16 protein-coding genes and 1 riboswitch are annotated in these 23993 nt (G+C 34.7%); of the genes, 3 read left to right on the top strand and 13 right to left on the bottom strand.

Features of this window, described 5'->3' with window-relative positions; all coding sequences use genetic code 11:
- Nucleotides 1-31: 31 nt before the first annotated feature.
- From metH to IEV15_RS04420, 8 genes are all read right to left on the bottom strand, one after another.
- Nucleotides 32-3142, bottom strand: coding sequence for a methionine synthase (metH, locus tag IEV15_RS04455; protein ID WP_229734091.1), 3111 nt, complete (start codon nt 3140-3142; stop codon nt 32-34).
- Nucleotides 3142-4131: a homocysteine S-methyltransferase family protein gene (locus tag IEV15_RS04450; protein WP_188361298.1), complete on the bottom strand. Its 990-nt coding sequence runs from the start codon at nt 4129-4131 to the stop codon at nt 3142-3144. Before IEV15_RS04450 ends, metH begins: the two co-directional genes overlap by 1 nt.
- A gap of 265 nt (nt 4132-4396) precedes the next feature.
- Nucleotides 4397-4499, bottom strand: a riboswitch (SAM riboswitch).
- 139 nt (nt 4500-4638) lie between these two features.
- Entirely contained in the window at nt 4639-5739 is a 1101-nt protein-coding gene (locus IEV15_RS04445; RefSeq protein WP_188361297.1) for a homoserine dehydrogenase family protein, read from the bottom strand.
- Nucleotides 5726-6718, bottom strand: coding sequence for an alpha/beta fold hydrolase (locus IEV15_RS04440; RefSeq protein WP_188361296.1), 993 nt, complete (start codon nt 6716-6718; stop codon nt 5726-5728). Before IEV15_RS04440 ends, IEV15_RS04445 begins: the two co-directional genes overlap by 14 nt.
- Before the next feature lie 98 nt (nt 6719-6816).
- A complete protein-coding gene (locus tag IEV15_RS04435; RefSeq protein ID WP_188361295.1) occupies nt 6817-7275 on the bottom strand; it encodes an OsmC family protein in 459 nt (152 codons plus the stop codon).
- 2 nt (nt 7276-7277) lie between these two features.
- Nucleotides 7278-8570: an O-acetylhomoserine aminocarboxypropyltransferase/cysteine synthase family protein gene (locus IEV15_RS04430; RefSeq protein ID WP_188361294.1), complete on the bottom strand. Its 1293-nt coding sequence runs from the start codon at nt 8568-8570 to the stop codon at nt 7278-7280.
- A 571-nt stretch (nt 8571-9141) separates the two neighbouring features.
- On the bottom strand, nt 9142-10047 hold the full coding sequence (locus IEV15_RS04425) for a T9SS-dependent choice-of-anchor J family protein (protein ID WP_188361293.1): 906 nt from the start codon (nt 10045-10047) through the stop codon (nt 9142-9144).
- Nucleotides 10048-10221: 174 nt separating this feature from the next.
- The gene (locus IEV15_RS04420) at nt 10222-11316 is read right to left on the bottom strand and encodes a T9SS type A sorting domain-containing protein (protein WP_188361292.1); all 1095 of its coding nucleotides are present in this window, start codon (nt 11314-11316) and stop codon (nt 10222-10224) included.
- 326 nt (nt 11317-11642) lie between these two features.
- On the opposite strand from IEV15_RS04420, the gene metK reads away from it, so the two are divergent.
- A complete protein-coding gene (metK, locus tag IEV15_RS04415; RefSeq protein WP_188361291.1) occupies nt 11643-12893 on the top strand; it encodes a methionine adenosyltransferase in 1251 nt (416 codons plus the stop codon).
- Between the two features lie 73 nt (nt 12894-12966).
- Here the strand turns inward: metK and IEV15_RS04410 are convergent, their stop codons facing one another.
- Entirely contained in the window at nt 12967-15705 is a 2739-nt protein-coding gene (locus IEV15_RS04410) for a TonB-dependent receptor (protein ID WP_188361290.1), read from the bottom strand.
- 41 nt (nt 15706-15746) lie between these two features.
- Nucleotides 15747-16664 (bottom strand): GLPGLI family protein, encoded by a 918-nt coding sequence (locus IEV15_RS04405; RefSeq protein WP_188361289.1) that lies wholly within the window; start codon nt 16662-16664, stop codon nt 15747-15749.
- Nucleotides 16665-16793: 129 nt separating this feature from the next.
- On the opposite strand from IEV15_RS04405, the gene IEV15_RS04400 reads away from it, so the two are divergent.
- Nucleotides 16794-17585 carry a hypothetical protein gene (locus tag IEV15_RS04400; protein ID WP_188361288.1) on the top strand — a complete coding sequence of 264 codons (792 nt, stop codon included), beginning with the start codon at nt 16794-16796 and terminating at the stop codon, nt 17583-17585.
- Nucleotides 17585-18199: a deoxynucleoside kinase gene (locus IEV15_RS04395; RefSeq protein WP_188361287.1), complete on the top strand. Its 615-nt coding sequence runs from the start codon at nt 17585-17587 to the stop codon at nt 18197-18199. The genes IEV15_RS04400 and IEV15_RS04395 overlap by 1 nt, the downstream gene beginning before the upstream one ends.
- Nucleotides 18200-18263: 64 nt before the next feature.
- Here IEV15_RS04395 and IEV15_RS04390 read toward each other — a convergent pair whose 3' ends face one another.
- The 3 genes from IEV15_RS04390 to IEV15_RS04380 form a co-directional block, all read right to left on the bottom strand.
- Nucleotides 18264-20663, bottom strand: coding sequence for a sodium-translocating pyrophosphatase (locus IEV15_RS04390; protein ID WP_188361286.1), 2400 nt, complete (start codon nt 20661-20663; stop codon nt 18264-18266).
- 111 nt (nt 20664-20774) lie between these two features.
- Nucleotides 20775-21305, bottom strand: coding sequence for an inorganic diphosphatase (locus tag IEV15_RS04385; protein WP_188361285.1), 531 nt, complete (start codon nt 21303-21305; stop codon nt 20775-20777).
- Nucleotides 21306-21453: 148 nt separating this feature from the next.
- The gene (locus IEV15_RS04380) at nt 21454-23931 is read right to left on the bottom strand and encodes a DUF5686 and carboxypeptidase-like regulatory domain-containing protein (protein ID WP_188361284.1); all 2478 of its coding nucleotides are present in this window, start codon (nt 23929-23931) and stop codon (nt 21454-21456) included.
- Between the last annotated feature and the right edge of the window lie 62 nt (nt 23932-23993).

Genomic DNA, 23993 nt, shown 5'->3' with positions numbered 1-23993 from the left:
TTAACTGATAACGGACAACAGACAACTGTTTTTACTCTGCTATATTCGGCGAAAGCCATTTCATCGCCATTTCTAAACTAATGTTTCTTCGTTTGGCGTAATCTTCTACTTGGTCTTTTTTGATTTTTCCTAATCCGAAATATTTGCTTTCCGGATGGGCAAAATAGTATCCCGAAACCGATGCGGCTGGCCACATGGCCATACTTTCAGTCAATTTTACACCTATTTTTTCCTCTACATCTAATAATTTCCAAATGGGTGGTTTTTCCAAATGATCCGGACAAGCAGGATAACCGGGAGCAGGACGAATTCCGGTGTAATTTTCTTTTATTAAATCCTCATTTGATAATTTTTCATCGGATGCATAACCCCAAATTTCTTTTCGCACTTTTAGGTGTAAATATTCTGCAAAAGCTTCTGCTAATCGATCACCTAATGCTTTTACTAAAATGGAATTATAATCATCCAATTGTTTTTCAAATTCTGATGCTTTTTCATCCACTCCAAATCCGGTTGTAACACAAAAACAACCGATGTAATCTTGAATTCCTGAATCCTTTGGAGCGATGAAATCCGCTAGTGCAATGTTTGGTGCTCCGGCGGTTTTTTGAGATTGTTGGCGTAAAGTCAAGAAACGAGCCCCCCCCGCCCCCGAAGGGGGAGCTCCGTTCGTTGCGGATAATTCTTTGCGGATAGATTCTATTGTATTGAATAAATCACTTAAAACTTCATGATTTAAAAATCTAACCACCTTAAAACCTTTAGATTCCAGCCACTCTGTTCTTAATTTATCATGTGCAATTTGTTCCGGTAAATTGTGAATTGAACCATCAACTTCAATTATTAGTTTTTTTTCTAAACAAACAAAATCTACAATATATTCTCCAATAATATGTTGTCTTCGAAACTTAAAATCATCAAGCCCTTTATTTGACAAAACATTCCACAGCATTTTTTCAGCATCAGTAGGTATATTTCGCATTTCCTTTGCCTTCAATTTCAATTGATCATATATTATTGGACTTGCAGTTTCCCACGTTTGCTTTTCCGGCATTTTGAGAGCTCCCCCTTCGGGGGCGGGGGGGGCTTGTATTTCGATATCATCATCATTGATTTGATTCGCCGGAAAAATTCCCAAAATTCCTTTGGCAGTAAGCCATTTTTCAGAGACGATTTTTTGTAGCATTTTTTGTGCATCTTCAAATAAATCAGTGGCTTGTTGCCCTACGACTTCATCGGTTAAAATAGCTGGGTATTTTCCAAATAATTCCCACGATTGGAAGAACGGTGTCCAATCAATGAAATCAACTAATTCGGATAATTCAACTTCTACCGTTTTAGTGCCAATAAAATTGGGTTTTGTTGGATGGTAATTTTTCCAATTGAGTTGTAATTTATTTTTTCTGGCTTCTTCGATCGATAGAAAATTCTTTTCTCTACTCCTATTTAAATAACCTTCCCGAAGATGATCATAATCTTCTCGAACTGTTTTGGCGTAGGCTGTTTTTGTTTCCGGTTGCAATAAACTTGTAGCAACAGTAACCGCTCGCGAAGCATCATTTACATGCACAACGGTTTCTTTATATTCAGGTGCAATTTTCACGGCAGTATGAGCACGAGATGTCGTTGCACCGCCAATCATAATTGGAATTTTGATGTTCAACTTATCCATTTCTTTCGCCAAATAAACCATTTCATCCAACGATGGTGTGATTAATCCGCTTAAACCAATGATATCTACCTTTTCACGGATGGCCGCTTCGATGATTCTTTCCGTCGGAACCATTACGCCTAAATCGATGATTTCAAAATTGTTGCAAGCTAAAACTACCGCGACAATATTTTTACCGATATCATGCACATCGCCTTTCACGGTTGCCATCAAGACTTTTCCGGCTGAAGACGAAGCAGTTGAATCTTTCTCTTCTTCGATGAAAGGGAGCAAGTAAGCCACCGCTTTTTTCATCACTCGGGCAGACTTAACAACTTGTGGTAAAAACATTTTTCCACTTCCAAATAAATCGCCTACTACATTCATTCCTGCCATTAAATTAATTTCGATGACTTCGATGGCTTTTGTAGCATTTAGTCTGGCTTCTTCTACATCAATTTCGATGAATTCATCGATTCCTTTGACTAATGAATGGGTTAATCTTTCTTGAACAGAACCATTTCGCCATTCTTGAATCGCTTTTTCATTGACTTTAAAATCTCCCTTATAACTCTCGGCTAAAGCCAAGAGCAATTCAGTGGCATCTTCTCTTCTGTTCAATAAAACGTCTTCAACGTGTTCTAATAGTTTTTTATCAATTTCATCATAAATTTCGAGCATTTCGGGATTCACAATTCCCATCGTCATTCCGTTTTGAATGGCGTGATATAGGAAAGCAGAATGCATCGCTTCACGTACTTTGTCGTTTCCACGGAAAGAAAAAGAAACATTACTCACTCCGCCTGAAATATTAGCGTGTGGTAGATTTTCTCTAATCCATTTGGTGGCTCTGAAAAAATCTAAAGCATTTAATTTATGTTCGTCCATTCCTGTGGCAACCGGGAAAATGTTAGGGTCGAAAATAATATCTTCCGCTGGAAAACCAACTTTTTCGACAAGAATATCATAACTTCTTTTACAGATTTCGATACGTCTTTCATAATTATCGGCTTGACCTTTTTCATCAAAAGCCATCACGATGACGGCAGCACCGTAACGTTTGATTAATTTGGCGTGATGGATGAACGTTTCTTCTCCTTCTTTTAACGAAATGGAATTTACGACTCCTTTTCCTTGAATGACTTTTAATCCCGCTTCGATGATTTCCCATTTGGAACTGTCAATCATCACCGGAACTCGAGCAATATCAGGTTCGGCGGCGATTAAGTTTAGGAATTTGGTCATCGCATAAACACCATCCAGCATTCCTTCGTCCATATTGACGTCGATGATTTGGGCTCCGCCTTCTACTTGATTTCGAGCGATATCGAGAGCTTCTTCGTACTTTTCTTCTTTTATTAAACGAAGGAATTTTCGTGAACCGGTTACGTTTGTTCGTTCGCCGACGTTTACGAAATTCGTTTCAGGAGTTATGATGAGCGGTTCGAGACCGGATAATTTTAAATATTTTTTACAATCTGATTCAGGCATTATATCTTTTCTAAAATTTGTCTGGGTTTAAATTCTTTGGCCACTTCAGCAATTAATTTGATGTGTTCCGGAGTTGTACCACAACAACCACCAATGATATTGATTAAATTGTCCTGCAAATATTCACGGATTAACGCTTGCATTTCTTCCGGTGTTTGGTCATATTGCCCGAATGCGTTTGGTAGTCCGGCATTGGGATGAGCAGAAATATTGAGTTGGGTGTTATGAGCTAATCTTTTCAAGTATGGTTTTAATTGGTCGGCTCCTAACGCACAATTAAATCCGATGCTTAACAATGGAATATGCGAAATAGAAATTAGAAAAGCTTCTACTGTTTGACCGGAAAGTGTTCGCCCGGAAGCATCTGTGATTGTTCCGGAAACCATCACCGGAATATCGAGGTTTCGTTCTTCTTTCACTTCTTCGATGGCGAAAAGGGCTGCTTTGGCGTTGAGTGTGTCGAAAATAGTTTCAACTAATAAAACATCACTACCACCGTCTATCAGAGCTTCGACTTGTTGTTTGTAGGCGATGCGTAAATCGTCAAACGTAACGGCTCTAAATCCGGGGTCGTTTACGTCCGGGCTCATGGATGCGGTTCGGTTGGTTGGTCCGATGGAACCAGCGACAAATCGTGGTTTATCGGTGAATTCATCGGCTACTTCACGGGCGATTTTGGCGGATTGGTAATTAAGTTCGTACACTAAATCTTCCAGATGATAATCGGCCATTCCGATGGTAGTTCCGGAAAAAGTGTTGGTTTCTACGATATCTGCTCCGGCTTCAAAATAGTCTCGGTGAACGGCCTTTACGGCTTCGGGTTGGGTGATGGAGAGTAAGTCGTTGTTGCCTTTTAATGGATGTGGGAAATCTTTGAAACGTTCTCCGCGAAAGTCTTCTTCGGAGAAATTGTTTCGTTGCAGCATTGTTCCCATCGCTCCGTCGAGGACGAGGATTCTTTCTTGAATGGCTTTTTCTATTTTTGACATTTTATTTATTAATCTTTTTTAACCGCAAAGTTCGCAAAGGGTTTACGCAAAGTTCGCTATGATTTGTTTGTTGCACTGAAGCCATAGCCCCGATTGTAGCGGAAATTTTTTGCAGCAGACGGGTATTTTTTCTTGCTTTAAAAAAGCGACCAAAGGATACTCTTTTTGAAGCGTAGAAAAAAAGCCAGATGCGGCAAAAAATTGCAGCGGAAAGCGGGATTAGCTTCTAACTAAAAAAATTATCAGGAAAATAGAGGAAATAAATGGGTTATCTGTTTCGCCGCGGCGAATAGAATGTAGCACCTTCTACAGTTGCAGGGTTGCTAAGCTTTCACAGGGTCTAGTCCCTCCGGCTTTCGTGATAACGATCAGTATGTGTATGAACGGGGCAAATATAATGAGTAATTTGGGATTATAGAATAATTTTCTGTTTTTTATTAAAATTTGCTATTTTACAGAAAAATATTCTATAAATAATGAATTTGACAAACATTTAATTGGCTTAAATTAATTAAAAACCGATTCTTTTAGCTTGATTTTTTCGGCAATTTTGAGAATATCGTTAAAAACTCCTCTGGCTGTGACTTGTTTTCCGGCACCGGCACCTTGAATGACGATTGGTATTTCGCCATAGGATTTTGTGTAAATTTCGATGAGATTATCGGCTCCTTTGAGTTGTCCGAGGGCTGAATTTTTTGGAGTTGAAATGAGTTTGACTTGGAGTTTTTGGTTGGTTACATCGAGTTCGCCAACATAACGAAGTACGTGGTTTTCGGCTTGCGTAATTTTGGCTATTTCATAGGGTTTATCGAGCAATTGTTTGTTGGAAGCGTATTCAGCTTTGGTGTTTTCTTCGTTTAAATTAGGTAGTAAAAGCGATGAAATTTGCACATCTGAAAATTCTTTTTGAATGCCTATTTCTCTGGCTAAGATGAGTAATTTTCGGGCGACATCGTTTCCTGAAAGATCTTCTCTGGAATCGGGTTCGGTGTAGCCGGATTTTTCGGCTTCTTTTAAAATGGATGAAAAAGGTGTGTTTTCGTTTCCAAATCGGTTAAAAATATAGCTTAATGAACCGGAAAAAACGCCTCTGATTTTCGTGATTTTTTCGCCGGAAAGGTATAATTCATTGATGGTTTGAACGACGGGTAAACCGGCACCGACATTTGTTTCGTATAAAAAAGACTGGTCGAATTTTTGAAGATTTCGACGTAATTCTTTGTAGAAATCGGAATGCAAGGTATTTGCTTTTTTGTTGGCTGCTACGATGCTAAATCCGTTTTGAATGAGCGGAATGTAAAATTTAATCAACTCTTCGCTGGCAGTGGCATCGACGGCGATGAGATTTTCGAGGTTATTGGTTTGAACATAATCTACGATATCTTCGATGGAATAAGGAAAAGCGGTGGATTGAAAATTGCTTTCCCATTGGTTTTTGATGCCGTCTTTTTCGAAGAATGCTACGGTTGAATTGGTTATGATGGGAAATCGCAAATCAATATTTCTTTTTTCGAGAAAAAATTGTTGGCTTTCTAAAACTTGACTGATGAGCGTGCTTCCTACGTTTCCGATTCCGAAGAGGATGACATTTATTCTAAGCGTTGACATATTTATGCGTGTTTTGAGTATTGAAAATGGGTGATAAAAAAGTGGCTAATTGATTGAATTCGATTAAGAAAGCATCGTGACCGTGAATGGATTGAATTTCGTGATAGAAAACATTTTCTTTTATTTTTTTTAAGTTTTGATAGGTTTCACGATTTTCTTCGGCAATGAAAAAGTAATCGGTATCGACAGAAACGATGTGGATATTGGCTTGAATTTGACTTGCAACGGTTACAAAATCCTTTCTATTTTTGGTAATATCATTTGTTTTTAGCAGATGATTCATCAATTTATAGGATGATAATCGGAAGCGGTTTTTTAGCTTGGAACCGTGATTTGTTAACCAATTTTCAACTTCAAAAACGTTGTTTTGTTTGCGTTTAAAACGTTGATTAATGGACTGCGGTGTTCGATAAAGCAACATCGCGTGCAAACGAGCATCGGCAATGGGATCATCGGAATTGTTGAGAATTTTATCTTGAATGAGTACGTTCGCAATCACCCAATCAGTCGCTTTCCAATCGGTGGCAATTGGGATTAGGTTTTTAATTTTGGTGGGATGTTGTGCAGCCATTTCCCAAGCGATTGCACCACCTAAACTTCCGCCGATGACGGTGAAAAGTTCATCGATATTGAGATGAAATAATCCTTCCCAAAAAATTCTTGCGACATCGAGAATGGTAAAATCTTTGTAATCAGAGATTAAATTTCCGAAAACATTATCGTATCCGTTTCCGGGAATATTGAAAGCGATGACGGTGAAATCATTTGTATTAATGGTTTTATTTTCGCCGATTAAATCATTCCACCAACCGTTTTCCCCCGTAATTGTTGAGTTTCCGGTTAAGGCGTGATTAACTAATACTACCGGAGCAGAACCGACGGGTTGTCCGAACGTTTCGAAATAAAGTGGAATATAGGGTCTGACTTTTCCAATTTCTAAATTGAAATTAAATAAATCTATTTTTTTTAAGTTTTTCATTTTTTTCTAGCTTTTTTTTAAAAACTGTCTTTTTTCAAACGTGGAAAAAAGACAGCTTTAAACAAACAAACAAAACCTATACAAACATAAAAGTTGTATTATGCTGCTTCTGTGGTTGAGAATTCTTTTAATAAAGTCAGCTCAACCGGAGTGGGATTAATCAGATTGTCTTGAATGGGACAGCGGTTTTCAAGGGCTTCAATCCAATTTTTCAACTCCTCTAAAGTGGCATCAGAAGTTGGTTTAACAACGACTTGAATTGATTTGAATCCGGCTCTTTCATAGCTAATTTTTCCCTGGTATTTGTCTAAACTTAGGGTTCCGGAAACTTCAACTTGAAGTGATTTTAAGGATATTCCTTGTTCTTTAGCTACTAATTTTCCAACCGCATTAATGCATCCGGCGTAACCGGCGAGCAAATATTCCAAAGGACTTGGTCCTTCTAACTCGGGAAAATTTTCATTTTTACTGATCCGAACATCAAAATTTTGTGCTTTTACAACAAATTGATTATTGGCTTTAGCATAGCCTAAAACGTTTACTATTTTCTGACTCATAACTAGGTTAATTGAGGAGTTTTTATGGTTTGAAATACTACTTTTAAATCGGCTTTTAAATCTTCGATGTCTTCTAATCCGACGGAAAGACGAATTAAATCTTTGGTAACGCCGGTTGCTTCTTGATCGGCATCCGATAATTGTTGATGCGTTGTACTTGCTGGGTGAATGATTAATGATTTTGTATCACCGATATTCGCTAAAAGCGAAAATAATTTGGTTTCATCGGCTACTTTTTTGGCTGCTTCAAAACCGCCTTTGAGTCCGAATGTGACGATGCCGCTTTTTCCTTCAGGTAAATATTCATCGGCTAAGGTTTTGTATTTTGAAGTTTCCAAACCGGGATAATTTACCCAAGCTACTTGTTCTTGACTTTGCAACCATTGTGCTAAAGCCAAAGCATTTTCGCTGTGCTTTTTGATTCTGATTTCTAACGTTTCTAATCCTTGAATGGTTTGAAAGGCGTTGAACGGACTTAGAGCTGCACCGAAATCACGAAGACCTTCAATACGAACTTTAGCGATAAACGATGCTGCTCCTAAAACCTCGTAGTATTTTAATCCATGATAACCAGCTGAAGGTTCTGTAAATTCAGGGAATTTTCCGTTGCTCCAATCAAAATTTCCGGCATCAATAATGACTCCGCCTAAAGATGTTCCGTTTCCGGTGATGTATTTGGTTAAGGAATGAATAACAATGTCTGCTCCGTGTTGAATTGGGTTTAACAAATAAGGAGTTGCCACGGTATTATCAACAATAAAAGGCACTTTGAACGCTTTTGCTTCTTTTGAAATGGCTTTTAAATCGAGAACGTCTAATTTTGGATTACCAAGACTTTCAACAAAGTAAGCTCTGGTATTTTCTTGCGAAGCTTTGGTGAAATTTTCGGGATTTGATGGATCTACAAATGAGGTGGTGATGCCTAATCTTGGTAAGGTTACACTCAATAAATTATAGGTTCCGCCATACAAACTGTTGGAAGCAACGATATGGTCACCTACTTTTAATAACGTTAAGAATGTTGTTGCGATAGCGGCCGTTCCTGATGCGGTGACAACGGCTCCGATTCCGCCTTCTAGTGCAGCTAAACGTTGCTCAAGAATGTCGTTGGTTGGGTTGTTTAATCGGGTGTAGATAAAACCGGCTTCGGCTAAACCAAAAAGATTGGCTGCGTGCTGCGAGTTATTGAATACATACGAAGATGTTTGATAAATTGGGACGGCTCTTGTTCCTGCGTTTTTAGTTACATCGTGTCCTGCGTGTAATGCGTTTGTGGAGAATTTTTGTGTACTCATGATTTTGGATTTTTAGATTGTTGGATTATTTGATTTTTGGATAAAAAAAAGTCCTTTTGGATGGCTTACCAAAAGGACTTTAAAACAAGTGTATAACTAGATTATGTCTTTCGCTTTTGGCAATGAGGATTTGTGATACAACACATGTGCATCATCATACGGTTCATCATTATTTTTTTTGTAGTGTTCATTTTTTTTTAGTTGCTGAGTTACTGAGGTTCTGAGTTGCTGAGATTTTATAATAAAAAAACCTCTGCTTTTGGGCAGAGGTTCGATTGTATTTATTTTAAAAAATTTAAAATTTATGCAATAGGTTTCCTCTGCGGAGATTTCCACATCATACGACAACACATATTGCAAATTGTAAATTTCATTATTTCATTATTTCATTAATTGATTTGGCAAATGTAGAAACATTTTCTAAATAAAAAAATAATTTAGATTATTTTTCTAAATTTTGTTTCTTAAAAATAATTTAATAGATTTTTATTCTAATTTTTTTAAATATTACGGAAAAATAAATTAAAAAAATCCGGAACTAAGTCCGGATTAATTTATATTTAAAAATTAATTAGTTTTTAACTATTTTGGTAGTACCTTTTCCTAAATCAGTTTCAACTGAAACAAAATACATACCTGAAGTTAAATCGGTAACATCAACTGAAGTATTTGAAACACCTGATAGATTTATGTTTTTTACAATTCTACCATTAACATCAGTGATCTGAATAGAACTCATTACTGCTGAATTAGTATCTAAAGTAAAATTATCTTTCGAAGGATTTGGATATAATGAAAAATTGTTTTTGGCAAATTCGTTTACACTCAAATCTGTCGTTGTAACTTTAAAATCGTCAACAGCAAATCCAAATTGATCATCAGAAACACAATTTATAGCAATATATACATTTTGACTATTGTAAGCACCTAAGGAAAATGTATATTCGACCCAGGCAGCAGTAGCAGGGTTTGTAATAAAATTGCCAGCAGAAATTATAGTGAAATCTGCTGGAGCAGTACCAGTCGTTGAAACTCCAACTCTAAATTTTTCAAGCCCATACTGGGTATCACAAGATTTTGCCCAAAATGAAAGGGTGTTTCCGGAAGGAGCTAGTTGAATTTGCGGAGATATTAGCCAGTCGTTATTAGCTGATACTGATACGTTAGGAACTGCTGCAAAACATACCGCAGCCTTAACTCCCGTTCTTGCCGACCAATTACTTGTTGCTGAAGGGGTTAATGGAGGCGTGGTAGTTGTAGAATTAAATATCTGAAAAGCCTTTGCTGCATTAGAGTTTGTAAAAGTAACACCTTCAAAACCATAAGTTGGCCGTAAATCAACATCTAAATTTGTCCAGTTTCCTATTCCTGAAACAATAAAGTCGGCATAAGTTTCAAAACTATCTTCAAACAATACAGTTTGAGCATTTGTAGATAGAGTAATGATTGTAAAGACAGAAAGTAATAGTTTTTTCATATGTAAAAAGATTAAGTTAATAATTACAAAACTAATAAAAAATATCATACAATTATAATAAAATCAACAAGTTATATAATCAATCAACAAGTTTAACAATTTCATCTAGATTATATCTACCAAAAAAAAACCGGATAATCTCTTATCCGGTTTCTAAAATTTATATAAAAAAAATTAATTTTTAATAATTTTCGTTGTCCCAACTCCATTATCTGTTTTTACTGTTAGAAGATACATCCCTGAATTTAAATCAGAAATATCAACATTAGTAGAACCAGATACACCATCAAAAGTAATGTTTTTAACTACTCTACCATTGATATCAGTTAAAGATATTGAATTAACCAAACCTAAATCATTTGTATCAATTACAAAACTATCTTTTGTAGGGTTTGGGTAAGCCGAAATTTCACTAGAAACTAAAGCTTGATCATCAATAGATAATAATGTGTCTGCATTGCTTGCTTTAACAAGATAATTATCAAATTTAGAAACAGAAGCGACTGTATTAGCAGTTCCTGCTAAAGCAATAAAATCAATCTCACCTGGCGCAGTTCCAGCAGTTGTTACAGGAAAATCTACACTTCCACTGAAAGACGCGTCAAATCCAGGGCCTTTCCATCTTATTTGACCAGTTGTTACGTTAAAGCTAAAGCCTAATTTAACCCAAGTATTTGCAGTCAAAGATATTGGAGTAGTAGCATTAGGTCCTAATCCAAAAGAATATGTACCTGTACCCGGTGTAGATGTCCAATGACCAAATCCATTAACTACATTTGGATATGCCACAGATGATACCGTAGCATTTTTTGTAATACCAATACCAGCTAACACTCTAGGGGCTGCCTCAGCACTGTAAATGTACAATCTGAAAGAGTTTGTACTTGCTGTTGTAGGTCCTGTGAAATAATCAAACTCAATTTCAATAATGTTATTTCCTGCGGTTCTTGTAGCCCAAACGGTTGTCAAATCATTTTGCCACATAAATTTTCCTCCCGAAGCATTTGTAATGGGAGCAGCATCTGAGCCAGTAAATTGAAACACATTTCCATAAACCCCACCTTCTACAACAACTTGATAGTTGTTATTTCCACCGTTTGTTCCACCTGCCTGATTAAAGGTAAACCAACCGCCCTGACCAGCTGTAACGCCAGTTAAATCAGTTCCAATATTACCAACAGTAAATGTATTAAAATTTTCATTTTTTAATACTTGAGAAAATGCTAATGTTGATGAGACCATCAAAAGAGAAAGTAATAATTTTTTCATAAATTAAAATTTTTATAGTTTTAAACTTACCAAAGTTATAATAAAAAATCAGACCTAAAACAATTGCTATGTTTTTTAACTTTATTTTTGAAATTGAAACAAAATTTAGAGTTTCAAACATAATTAAATCAAATTTTAATTTTGCTATTTAAATTGCTTTACTACATTTGCAAATTCAAATGAGAGGAAAAATTTGTACTGATTGCAACCTCGTTAAAAAATGCTAAAGCAGCTTTCTACTTTAGTTATTTTTTGCAGTCTCCCCTTTTTTTCCTAGTTTATATTTATTAATCCTGAAGTAATTCAGTAAAATTAAAAAAATAATTATGGCATATCTATTTACGTCAGAGTCGGTAAGTGAAGGACATCCTGACAAAGTAGCCGATCAAATCAGTGACGCTTTAATTGATAACTTTTTAGCATTTGATCCGGAATCAAAAGTAGCCTGTGAAACTTTAGTTACAACCGGACAAGTGATTCTAGCAGGTGAAGTTAAATCGAACACCTATTTAGATGTACAGCAAATTGCAAGAGATGTTATTAAAAAAATTGGTTACACCAAAAGTGAATACATGTTTGAGGCCAACTCTTGCGGCATCTTATCTGCAATACATGAGCAATCGAGCGATATTAATCAAGGTGTTGACAGAGCTAACAAAGAAGACCAAGGTGCCGGTGATCAAGGAATGATGTTTGGTTATGCCACAAATGAAACTGAAAACTACATGCCTTTAGCATTGGATTTATCGCATGCAATTTTAATTGAATTAGCCAATTTACGTAGAGAAAACAAAGAAATTACCTATTTACGTCCTGATGCAAAATCACAGGTGACTCTAGAATATTCAGACGATAACAAACCTGTTAGAATTGATGCTATTGTAATTTCAACGCAGCACGATGATTTTGGACCGGAAGCAGAAATGTTGGCTAAAATCAAAAGTGATTTAGTTGCTATCTTAATTCCAAGAATTAAAGCTAAATACCCACAATATGCTCATTTATTTAATGACAACATCACCTATCACATCAATCCAACCGGAAAATTTGTAATTGGTGGTCCACATGGTGATACCGGTTTAACCGGAAGAAAAATTATTGTGGATACTTATGGTGGAAAAGGTGCTCATGGCGGAGGTGCTTTTTCAGGGAAAGACCCATCTAAAGTGGATCGTTCTGCAGCTTATGCTACCCGTCATATTGCTAAAAACTTAGTCGCTGCGGGATTATGTGATGAAATATTAGTACAAGTTTCTTATGCCATTGGAGTGGCAAAACCAACATCAATTAATGTTAACACTTACGGCACGGCAAAAGTAAATTTAAAAGACGGAGAAATCAGTTCTATCGTTGAAAGCATTTTTGATATGCGTCCTTACTTTATTGAGCAACGTTTGAAATTAAGAAATCCTATCTATAGTGAAACTGCAGCTTATGGTCATATGGGAAGAAAACCTGAAACCGTAACGAAAACTTTTACAGCACCGGGAGGTTTATCAAAAACCGTTGAAGTGGAATTGTTTACTTGGGAAAAACTAGATTTTGTAGATCAGGTTAAAGCAGCTTTTAAACTGTAAATTAATTTATATTATACTAAAAAGGCTTCTGAAACAAAATCAGAAGCCTTTTTATTTTAGGTTCAATTTTATACTATAAATTATACTTCAAGGAGAAAATTATATAACGAGGTTGCACAAAATATTGCGAAGTTCTGAATCCCGTTTGATTGAAACTATCGTCATTTAAGGAACCTGTATTAAGTAAGTTTGTTGCTCCAATTCGATATTCCATTTTTGCATCTTTCTTTCTGTAATTCAAACTTGCATTCAAGAAATCGTATTTGTTGTCAACCGTTCCTGATGTATTGCTATAATTATAATAATCATAATTAGCAACAAATGAAAATCCGTCCAAGAAGAAATAATCTACTTTCACAAAAGGTTGTTGTGTTTTAAAAGTTTCGCCTTGGTAATCATTTAAAGTTACCGCATAACCAACTTCTACATTAGGCCATTTTTTAAATTGAGTTCCTAATGAACCCCTATAAGATTGACCAAATGATTCTGTTGTTTGAATTAAATCGGCATCAGGATTTTCAGGGTCAGCACTATTTATACGACGTGTATTGAATCGCGACCAATTCATATTTAAACCAACCGATGCTTTGTAAAATTTCATGAACGAACGTTGGTAACCAATATTTCCATTAACACTTTCATTTTCTACATCTAAATTTGCACGCTCACTAATTTGATAAATTTGATTGAAAAACACTCTGTTGACTACAGGATCTGTTGTTTTAGAATAGTTTAAATTTCCAAAAATAGATGTAAAATTAAATAAGTTATATTTAAAATAGCGTAACGAATGTGTTTGTTGTAAAGCATTTTCTAAATATCGATTACCTCTTCCCAGAGCATTAAAGTTATTGATAGTAAACCCTTGAGTAAAGGAATTGATATCACTAAAAATATTGGCCATTCTAAAATTATATGTCAGTGATTCTGATTTTTTTATTTGATATTGAGCAAATAAATCCGGCAAAAGCCTACTGAAATCATCGCGAACTCTTGAGTTTAGCTGGTCGTTATAGGTATTGTATCTATGAAATGTTAGTCCGGGATTAAACGTAAATTTCCCTGTGATAAATTTATAATGAGCTCCGATGTAGGCATCATTAAAACTGTATTGAACTTGGTTTTTATACAAATCATTATCAATTGAAAATTGTGTTCCGTTATCTAAAAGTTGAAAAATACTTGAATTGTAACTCTGATAAGAATTGGTATTTCCAAGAGTGATATTAAAAATCGATTTCAAATTTAACGAATAGTAATAATCAATTTTTGCATCCAATTTATTGGTCTTGACAAAACGATTTTGATTGATATTAAAACTACTTTGATCACCATCAAAACCAATTACAGGAAAAGGGTCATTTGCTAAATCGGGATTATAGAACGGATCTTCATCTTGATACAAATGTTGCATTTCAAGAGCCCAAGTGTTTTTGTCATTTTGTGTCCAAAACATATTTAAACTTTGGTTTACAGCAATTGGATCTTGTTCTTTAAATGAAAAAACAGTGTTGGTTTGCTCTAAATTTCCATCCGGATTAAAAGTTATCGAATTTGAGAAAACAGCATTATCTTCAGATTGTGATGACTTTCTCATAGAAACATCATAATCAAACTGAAAAGCGGCATTGGGTTTAAATTTAGATCCAAATTTAAAAATCGCCAAATTATTTCTAACATTTGACAAATCTGATCTGCTTTCCTGAGTTAAAATTTCTGTAGAATTGGGTTGAAAAATTCCGTTACGCGATTGTGTATTAGTAGTTGTTTTGTTTGAAGATAAAACTCCAAATCCACTAATATTCCAAGTTTTTGAAATTTGTTGCGTTACGTTAATTGCACCAAATTTATTGTCTATTTCTTCTGCTCTATCGTTTCGTTGCGTTGAAATTCCTAAATCATTGCTTGACACATTAAAATTTGTTCCACTTCTTGCGATAGTGTTTCGTGAACCTCCTGTTAATCTGAAATAATCTCTAAGAGAAAACGGAACATCGCCAATGTTGTTGAAATTTGACAAAATATTGATGCTGGTTTTTGGACTATAATAAAACAATTTTGGATTTACTACATAACGTTCATCAGGTCCGGCTCCTGCAGAAATATCTCCAAACCAAAATTTATTTTTCCCTTTTTTCAGTTTAATATTAATAGCAACGTCATCATTGTTGTTTTCCAAACCTCGAAGTTGACTTACTTCTGTGAAGTTTCTTAAAACCTGAACTTTATCAACCGCATCTGAGGGAATGTTTTTGGAACCTAGTTTAGTATCCCCTTCAAAGAATTTCTTTCCGTCAACTAACATTTGTGTGACTCTCTTTCCTTCTACTTCAATTTCACCATCAGCATTAACCTCAACGCCGGGAAGTCTTTTTAGAATATCTTCCAGTTTTTGTTCTGTTCCCGTTTTAAATGAATCGGCATTATAAATAATGGTATCCCCTTTTATGGAAACAGGCATTTCCTGAACCACTTCAACACCATCAAGAGCAAAACCGCCTTCTTTTAAAGAAATTCGTTGTTGAACATCTTCTGTTGTTGTTTCTATAGTAGTTTCGTAAGCTTGAAAACCTATATAACTAACTTTTATTGTATATTTGGAATTGGCTTTTAAACTTAATTGAAACCTACCTTTGTCATTGGTAATTCCGTAGCCGTCCATTCCCTTTGTTTCTTGATTGATGGCCATAACATTTGCCATTTCCAAGGGTTTGCCTAATGTGTCTTGAATAACACCTTCAAATCTGATACTTTGAGCTTGAATACCTGTTGCAACTACTAAAAATAAAAATGCTAATTTAATTTTTGTCATAATGAATGTCTTGATAAAATGAAATAAAAGTTACAGCGTTATTATCCGCCAACTCTCATTTGAAAACCTCTATTTCCACCTTGACCTTGATTCATTTGACGCATTTCTTCCATTTTTTCGGTAACAATTTTATCATATTCTTGTTGCGTGACAACTTTACCGTTTTTTGGAGCTTTTATGGATGCTTTTTCTTTTGGATTGATTACTATTTTAGAACACAAGATTGTTGTTTTTCCATCGCTAACTTCTAATATTAAACCAGGTAAACCCCAATAACTCTCCGGACCTTGACTAACTGGAATGTCTGGCGTATACCAAGCAGTAACGACCACTTCTTTTGGCATTTCCCAACCATCTGTAAAATTGGTTGTTTTTTTCTCTTCCTTATTTTCCTCTTTAGTTTCTTCTTTCTTTTCGTCTTTGTTTTCCTCTTTTGCAGTAGCATTTCTTCTGAAATTTCTAAAATCAGACTGCTCTACTTTGCGAACTGCAGTAGCTTTGAAACACAAATAATTTCCTATTTGTTTTGTTTCGCCACTTAGTTGCCAATCTAATCTGGGTAACGAATCACTAACCAGAAATTCTTTTCCCATAAATTCTTTGTCGACCGAAAAGGTTTTTTCTTTTACATTTTTATAATGCGTTCCTCCACCTCCTAACATAGATGACATAAAACGCATGCCACCTCCTTGTCCAGGTTGCTCAATACGTTCTTCTTCTTTATAAATTGAAGCGGTTTTATCAAAGTTCAGAATAAAAGTTTTTTCAAACATGCTTTTCATTCGTTCTTCAATTTGCTTTTGCATTTCAGGAGTTATTTCACGATTTCCTCTAAAACCGGATGTCATATCGGCCGTACTTGTTTTTGATTCATATACAGCCATTCCTTGAAAATCTTGAGCTTGAATAGTCGTAAATAAACCAAATACAACTAGAGAAAGTGAGACTATTTTATTCATAAGTTAAAAATTACAAAATTACGTTAACAAATATGTCTTTAAATATCAAATATAGTTACCAAACATTTGTTAAATTATTCTTTATTTGACTTAATCTATAATTAAAGGTTTAATTGTATCTTCGTGTTTATGAAAATTTATTTCCTTTTTATTATTGTCATTATCTCTACTACTATTTTCTCACAGGAGAAATCAATTGCTACCTCATTCATAGCAACTGAATTTTTAGATGCTGACACTTTTGTTGGAAAAGATAAGTTTGGCTTTAATTACTATATTAAAAACAATGTTTTTTTTAAAAATGACAATCTGGAACTATTTCAATATAAAAATGTTGCATTAGGAAAAATTACGAAAGTTGACCTTTTGAATCCATTAAAAATAATACTGTTATATGAAGATTTCAATACTATTATTATTGTAGACAATCAACTCAACGAAATTCAAAAAATCAATTTCTCCGAAAATCAAACGCCAATAGTAGCCAGTGCTTTTGGGATTGCAGCACAAAATAAGTTGTGGCTTTTTAATAACCTTACTCAACAATTGGGATTGTTTGACTTGGTTAAAAATAATTTCCAACCGTTGGCCACTCCGTTTTCTACTTCTATTAAATTATATCAAAGTGATTACAATCATTTTTATTGGGTTGATATTTTAAACCATGCTTATAGTTGTGATTTGTTTGGAAAAATAAATTCTTTAGGCAAAATTCCTATTGCAGATGAAATAAAATTTATATCAACTCAAGAATATATTTATTCAAAAGACAATCAACTGTATCTGGTAGATAGTAGTAAAAATGAAACCAACCCTATTACAATAGATAGAAAATCGTTCAAAAGTTTTAGCTATAAAGAGCAAATTTTGACTATTTTTACAGACCGTGAAATAAGCACTTTTAAAATACAATTACCATAATGCACATAGCCATAGCAGGAAATATCGGAGCCGGAAAAACCACTTTAACCAGATTGTTAGCCAAACATTTTAAATGGGAACCTCATTTTGAAGATGTAGTTGACAATCCTTATTTGGATGATTTCTATCATCAGATGGAACGTTGGTCATTCAATTTACAGATTTATTTTTTGAACAGTAGATTTCGTCAGATTTTACAAATCAGACAAAGTGGAAAAAAGATAATTCAAGATAGAACCATCTATGAAGACTCTCATATTTTTGCTCCCAATTTGCATTCAATGGGTTTAATGACCAATCGTGATTTTCAAAATTACATATCCCTCTTTGAACTCATGGAAAGCATGGTTCAAGCTCCTGATTTGCTAATATATTTGAGAAGTTCTATTCCTAATTTAGTAAGTCAAATTCACAAAAGAGGAAGAGAATATGAAAACACCATTTCTATTGATTATTTGAGTAGATTAAACGAACGTTATGAAGCTTGGATTCAAACGTATGACAAAGGCAAACTACTTATTATTGATGTAGATAACATAAATTTTGTTGATAATCCTGAAGATTTAGGAATGATTTTAAACAGAATTGACGCTGAACTTAACGGATTATTTTAGATAAATCATAAAAAAATCCCGTTTCTAAACCAAGAAACGGGATTTTTTATATCATAAAAGTAATTTATTGCTTTTTGAATTCTTCGATTGCTGCGTTAACTTCTTCTTCTGTTCCTTCAAAAGTTTGAGTAGCAGTTTTTGACTCACCGTCCACAGTTGTGTTAATTGTAACATTTGCGGTTACAACACCATCAGCTGATTTTGTTTTATCAATTGAGATTTCTTTGTTTTCAGATTTTACAACTGCATCAACAACTTCAATAGCTTCTACTTCTTCCACAACCGTAACGGCATCGTGACCTCCTAAAATTGGAGCAATTACCAATCCAATTAAACAAGTTAATTTGATTAAGATGTTCATCGATGGTCCAGATGTATCTTTAAATGGGTCACCAACAGTATCTCCGGTTACGGCAGCTTTGTGAGCATCTGAACCTTTATAAGTCATTTCTCCATTAATCATTACACCTGCTTCAAATGATTTTTTAGCATTATCCCAAGCACCACCGGCATTATTTTGGAACACAGCCCAAAGTACACCAGAAACCGTAACACCAGCCATATAACCACCTAACATTTCAGCAATTAATTTATTGTCGTATCCTAATAAACTAGGTAAAACTGCAATTAAAATAGGAAAACCAATCGTTAAAATTCCAGGTAACATCATTTCGCGTAATGCCGCTTTTGTAGAAATTTCAACACATTTGCCGTATTCCGGTTTTCCTGTTCCTTCCATGATTCCAGGAATTTCTTTAAACTGACGACGCACTTCATACACCATATCCATCGCTGCTTTTCCAACTGAATTCATTGCTAAAGCAGAGAAAACTACCGGAATCATTCCACCTACGAACAACATCGCTAAAACTGGAGCTTTAAAGATGTTGATTCCGTCAATACCAGTAAAAGTTACATACGCCGCAAATAACGCTAATGAAGTTAAAGCTGCAGAAGCGATTGCAAAACCTTTTCCGGTTGCAGCCGTTGTGTTTCCAACAGAATCTAAAATATCGGTACGTGTACGAACTTCTTTAGGTAATTCACTCATCTCAGCAATACCACCGGCATTATCAGAAATTGGTCCGAATGCATCGATAGCTAATTGCATTGCAGTTGTAGCCATCATAGCTGAAGCAGCTAAAGCCACACCATAGAAACCAGCTAATGCATACGAAGCCCAAATAGCACCTGCAAAAATTAATACCGTTGGAAAAGTAGAAATCATACCCGTTGCCAAACCGGCAATTACGTTTGTTCCTGCTCCGGTTGATGATTTTTGTACAATTGCCAAAACCGGTTTTGTTCCTAATCCTGTGTAATATTCAGTTACAGATGAAATAACACCTCCAACAAATAATCCAACAATGGTAGCATAGAATACTCTCATTGATGAAATTTCTTTTAAACCTTCACCAAAGAATTCCATATTCATTGTTTCAGGCAACATATATTTTACTAATACAAAGCAAGAGATAGCTGTTAACACAATTGAAGCCCAATTTCCTAAGTTTAAAGCACCTTGTACTTCTTTTTCTTTTGCATTGTTATCTTTAATTTTTACTAACATCGTTCCGATGATCGAGAATAAAATTCCGAAACCGGCAATTGCCATTGGTAATAAAATTGGACCGATTCCGCCAAAAGCATCATCAATTGAACCGCCCATATCTTTGATCACATAGTTTCCTAAAACCATAGCTGCTAAAACAGTTGCTACATACGAACCAAATAAATCGGCTCCCATTCCGGCAACGTCACCTACGTTATCACCTACGTTATCTGCAATAGTTGCAGGATTACGAGGGTCATCCTCAGGGATTCCTGCTTCTACTTTACCTACTAAATCGGCACCAACATCGGCAGCTTTGGTATAAATACCACCACCAACACGAGCAAATAAAGCAATTGATTCAGCACCAAGAGAAAATCCGGCTAGTGTTTCAAGAACGATTGTCATGTCACTAGTAGAAGTCCAGGTACCATTCATAAAGAAATGGAATAATATAATGAAGAAACCTGTTAGCCCTAAAACAGCTAAACCGGCAACACCTAATCCCATAACTGTTCCACCACCAAAAGAAACTTTTAAAGCTTGTGGCAAACTCGTTCGAGCCGCTTGCGTTGTTCTAACATTTGTTTTTGTAGCGATCTTCATTCCCATATTTCCTGCCAAAGCGGAAAAAACAGCACCAAAAATAAAAGCCACCACTATTAATATATGTGTTGTTGGAACGACATATGATATTCCGGCTAATGCAATACTAGCTCCAATAACAAAGTAAGTCAACAATCGATATTCGGCTTTAAGAAAGGCTAAAGCACCTTCATAGATGTAATCTGAAATCTCTTTCATCTTTCCATCTCCGGCATCTTGCTTTAAAACCCAAGCTCTTTTGGCCCACATAAAAGCTAATCCTAATAATGCCATAAATATTGGCACATAAATCATAATTGAATCCATAACTATGTATTTTATAATTTTTTTAACGATTGCAAAAGTAACAAAATAGGAATAAAAAAAAGCAACTAATCTAAATTGAATGTTGCTTTTTTTATTAAAATAGTAAAATCTTTAACGAATACTAAACAAACCTGCTACTTTGTTTTCCAAATTAGCAAAACGGTCAACACATTGTTCAATGATTTCTTTGGCTTCATTCACATCACCCCAACCTTCCACATCTACCTTTTTTTGTTCTAAATCTTTATAAACTTTGAAAAAATGTTCTATTTCTTTTAGTAAATGCGGGTTTACATCGGATAAGTCGTTTAATTTATTCCAAATTGGGTCTGAAACCGGCACACAAATTACTTTTTCATCAGGCCCTTTTTCGTCTGCCATATGGAAAACACCGATTGGTTTTACTTCCATCACACATCCCGGAAAAGTAGGTTCGGTTACTAAAACCAAGACATCCAATGGATCGCCGTCTAATGCTAAGGTTTCCGGAATAAATCCGTAATCCGCAGGATACATCATCGAAGAGAAAATCATTCTGTCGTAACGGATTTTTTTTAATTCAAAATCGTATTCATATTTATTTCGACTTCCTTTTGGTATTTCAATTAATACATCGAAAGATTTTTGTTTTGCTGGACTCATAAGTTCTTTTTTCTTTACAAAAAATTAGGGACACAAAGGTAAGACCTTACAATTAAAAGTTAAGCCTAAAACCAACTTTTAATAAAATAACAATATTGTCCATAAAAGATTAAGAACAATGAAATAAAATGGATTGAAAATTTTTAAATTAAAAATAAAACCCGAAGGATCCTTTCACTGTAAAATTATTAGCATCGGGTAAATCTCTGTAATTTCCTCTCCAAGAGAAATCGATTCTGAAAACTTTAAATATATTTCCTATTCCGGCACTGTATTCCCAATAGGGTTTTTCGGGAGCCAAGTAAATTAAATTCGATGCATTTAAATTTCTATTGCTATCTGAAACACTTCCAACTACACCTTTTATTCCTATTACTTCTCTAAGATTCATTTTTCTTAAACCCGGTACTCTAGATAAAATTCTGCCTAAAAAATGATGTTCTAATTGAAAAGTTGCATATTGATCGGTTACAAATTCATAGAAATTCAAGTTATTAAACGTGTTTTCAATTAAAAAATAGGATTGGTTTCCGGGAACTACACTCATCAATCCCAATGGAACATCTCCGAATGTTTTCCCTACTTCTGTAATCACATTCAATCGACCAAAACCGCCAACTAGAATAGGTTGTTTAAAATATAATTGTAATTTCTGATAATCAAAATCGCTGTCAAAAACACCTTTTACACCCTGACTGTAGTTTACAAACAATCTACTGTAAGGACTATCTACAATACTGCGTTCAACTCCATAACCAATTGTTTTTCTTTTTGGTGTATAATCGACTGAGACTGAAAATTCAGATTGTTTTACATCACTTGCAGTGGTGGTAAAGGTTTCATCGGTAAAATAATCTAAACTAAAAGAAGAAGAAGCCGATTTTAAGGTTCGATATGACATTCCGGCTTCTAATGTTAGGTTTTTAACCGGCTCAATATTCAAAGACATCATACTCAAATTAATACTTGTTAAATTAGTATTAGATCCTGCCATGAATAATCCCGATGAAGCAAAACTTCTACCCAACACATTGTTGGATGTTGTTAAGCTTGCACCAATCTGTTCGATATCCCTTCTGTTTCCGACTTCAAGAATTAATCGGTTTTTTTTGTTTAACAAAACCTTACCTGACAGGCCATATTTTACCTGATCATCTTCAAATCCATATGCGGTGTAAAATTGTAATCGCCAAGGATCATTTTGTCCAAAATAAGTTCTACCTCCAACACGAAGACGTATTCCTTCCACTTCATTGTAGCCTATCGTTGAAAAAATGGGACCAAAATCAAAGTTGCCTTTTTGAATGTAGCCACTTCCTAAAATGGAGACCAAATTATACATTTGCTTGAACTTTTTTACGGTTTGCAAGGTATCGAGCATTTTATAAACTCCTAATTCGTCTTTGCTTAAACTCTCAAAACGGTTTTCCTGCCAAAAATCATCGCTTTTCGCATAGACTGAATTATCAATAAAATTCACTTCTTCTTTATAAAAATCTTTCGGCTTTTCTTGATTGAAGGCATGATTTTTAAATAAAGTGGTTCGCTTTCCATAAACACCTTTTGATTCTTCTTTTTTATTGAATGCAAAATCAGACATCATGTGGTCTCTTTTTAATAGAAAAACAGAATCGTTTACCACATCAAATTCTTGTTCGATATAAATTTCTTTAACCCAGTTGATATTGGCACTTTTGGTAACTGCCATATTGATTGATTTTATAGCAAAAGTGGTGTCATTTACCCAAAAATCTCCTTTAAAAGTCAGTTCCCCTTTTCTTCTTGGATAATAAACAATGTTGTAGCACCATTTGTTATCAATATACATACTGTCGGTCAATGCATAATTATAAACATCTATACCTGTTCTAGACAACGGACTCACAAAGTCTTTATCAAAGAACTTGAGGTAATTGTCATAAATATCATATTCTGCATACAAATCTTTAATGAATGCAATTATCTGTTGGTTTGTGTTGAATCCTGAATTTTTATTGGCTTTTAGAATTTCCTTTTCTTTGTTTATCGTATTATTTCCATAAACTTCAGAAATGGATTCATTAATAAAAATTGGCAAATACGTTTTTCCAGTAATTCGAGAAGTATCCATTTGTTCAAAAACAAATTCCATTCCTTTGAAAAGCTTACTTTTCATCATGGCACTATCAATTGTATTCAAATCGAATTCAACCTTTTCATATTTATCATACTGATAATGTTTAAATTGACGTAATCCATTTTGTTTTTTTCGAGCCCAAATTTTTCTAAGAATATCAATAGCAGGATTGTTCTTTTTTGACATTTTTCCGGATATCAAAACGACTTCTCGCAAGGTTTCGCCGGCTGCCAAATTTACTTTTATGTCATAAGTCACTGATTTTGTTAACGGAAGTTCAACAGTTGTAAAACCTATAAATGAAACAACTAGTGTAGTGTAATTTTTTTGTGATTCAAGATAGAATCTACCATTTTCATTGGTGATTAATCCTTCACTGGAATTTTTGAAATAGACATTAGCAAAAGGTATCGGTTGATTGAATTCATCCAACACCACGCCACTAACCTTTGTTTGAGCAAAGACAGAAGTGGCTATTAAAATAAAAAATAACAGTAGGTTTTTATTCATAACAATTTGTAAAAAAAAACTTCATCAAAATTACCTTGATGAAGTTTCAAATATAGTTTTTA

The organism is Flavobacterium orientale (assembly GCF_014638005.1).
GTDB lineage: Bacteria > Bacteroidota > Bacteroidia > Flavobacteriales > Flavobacteriaceae > Flavobacterium > Flavobacterium orientale.
Note: the sequence above shows the minus strand (reverse complement) of the source record. Positions and strands in the feature narration are given on the sequence as shown.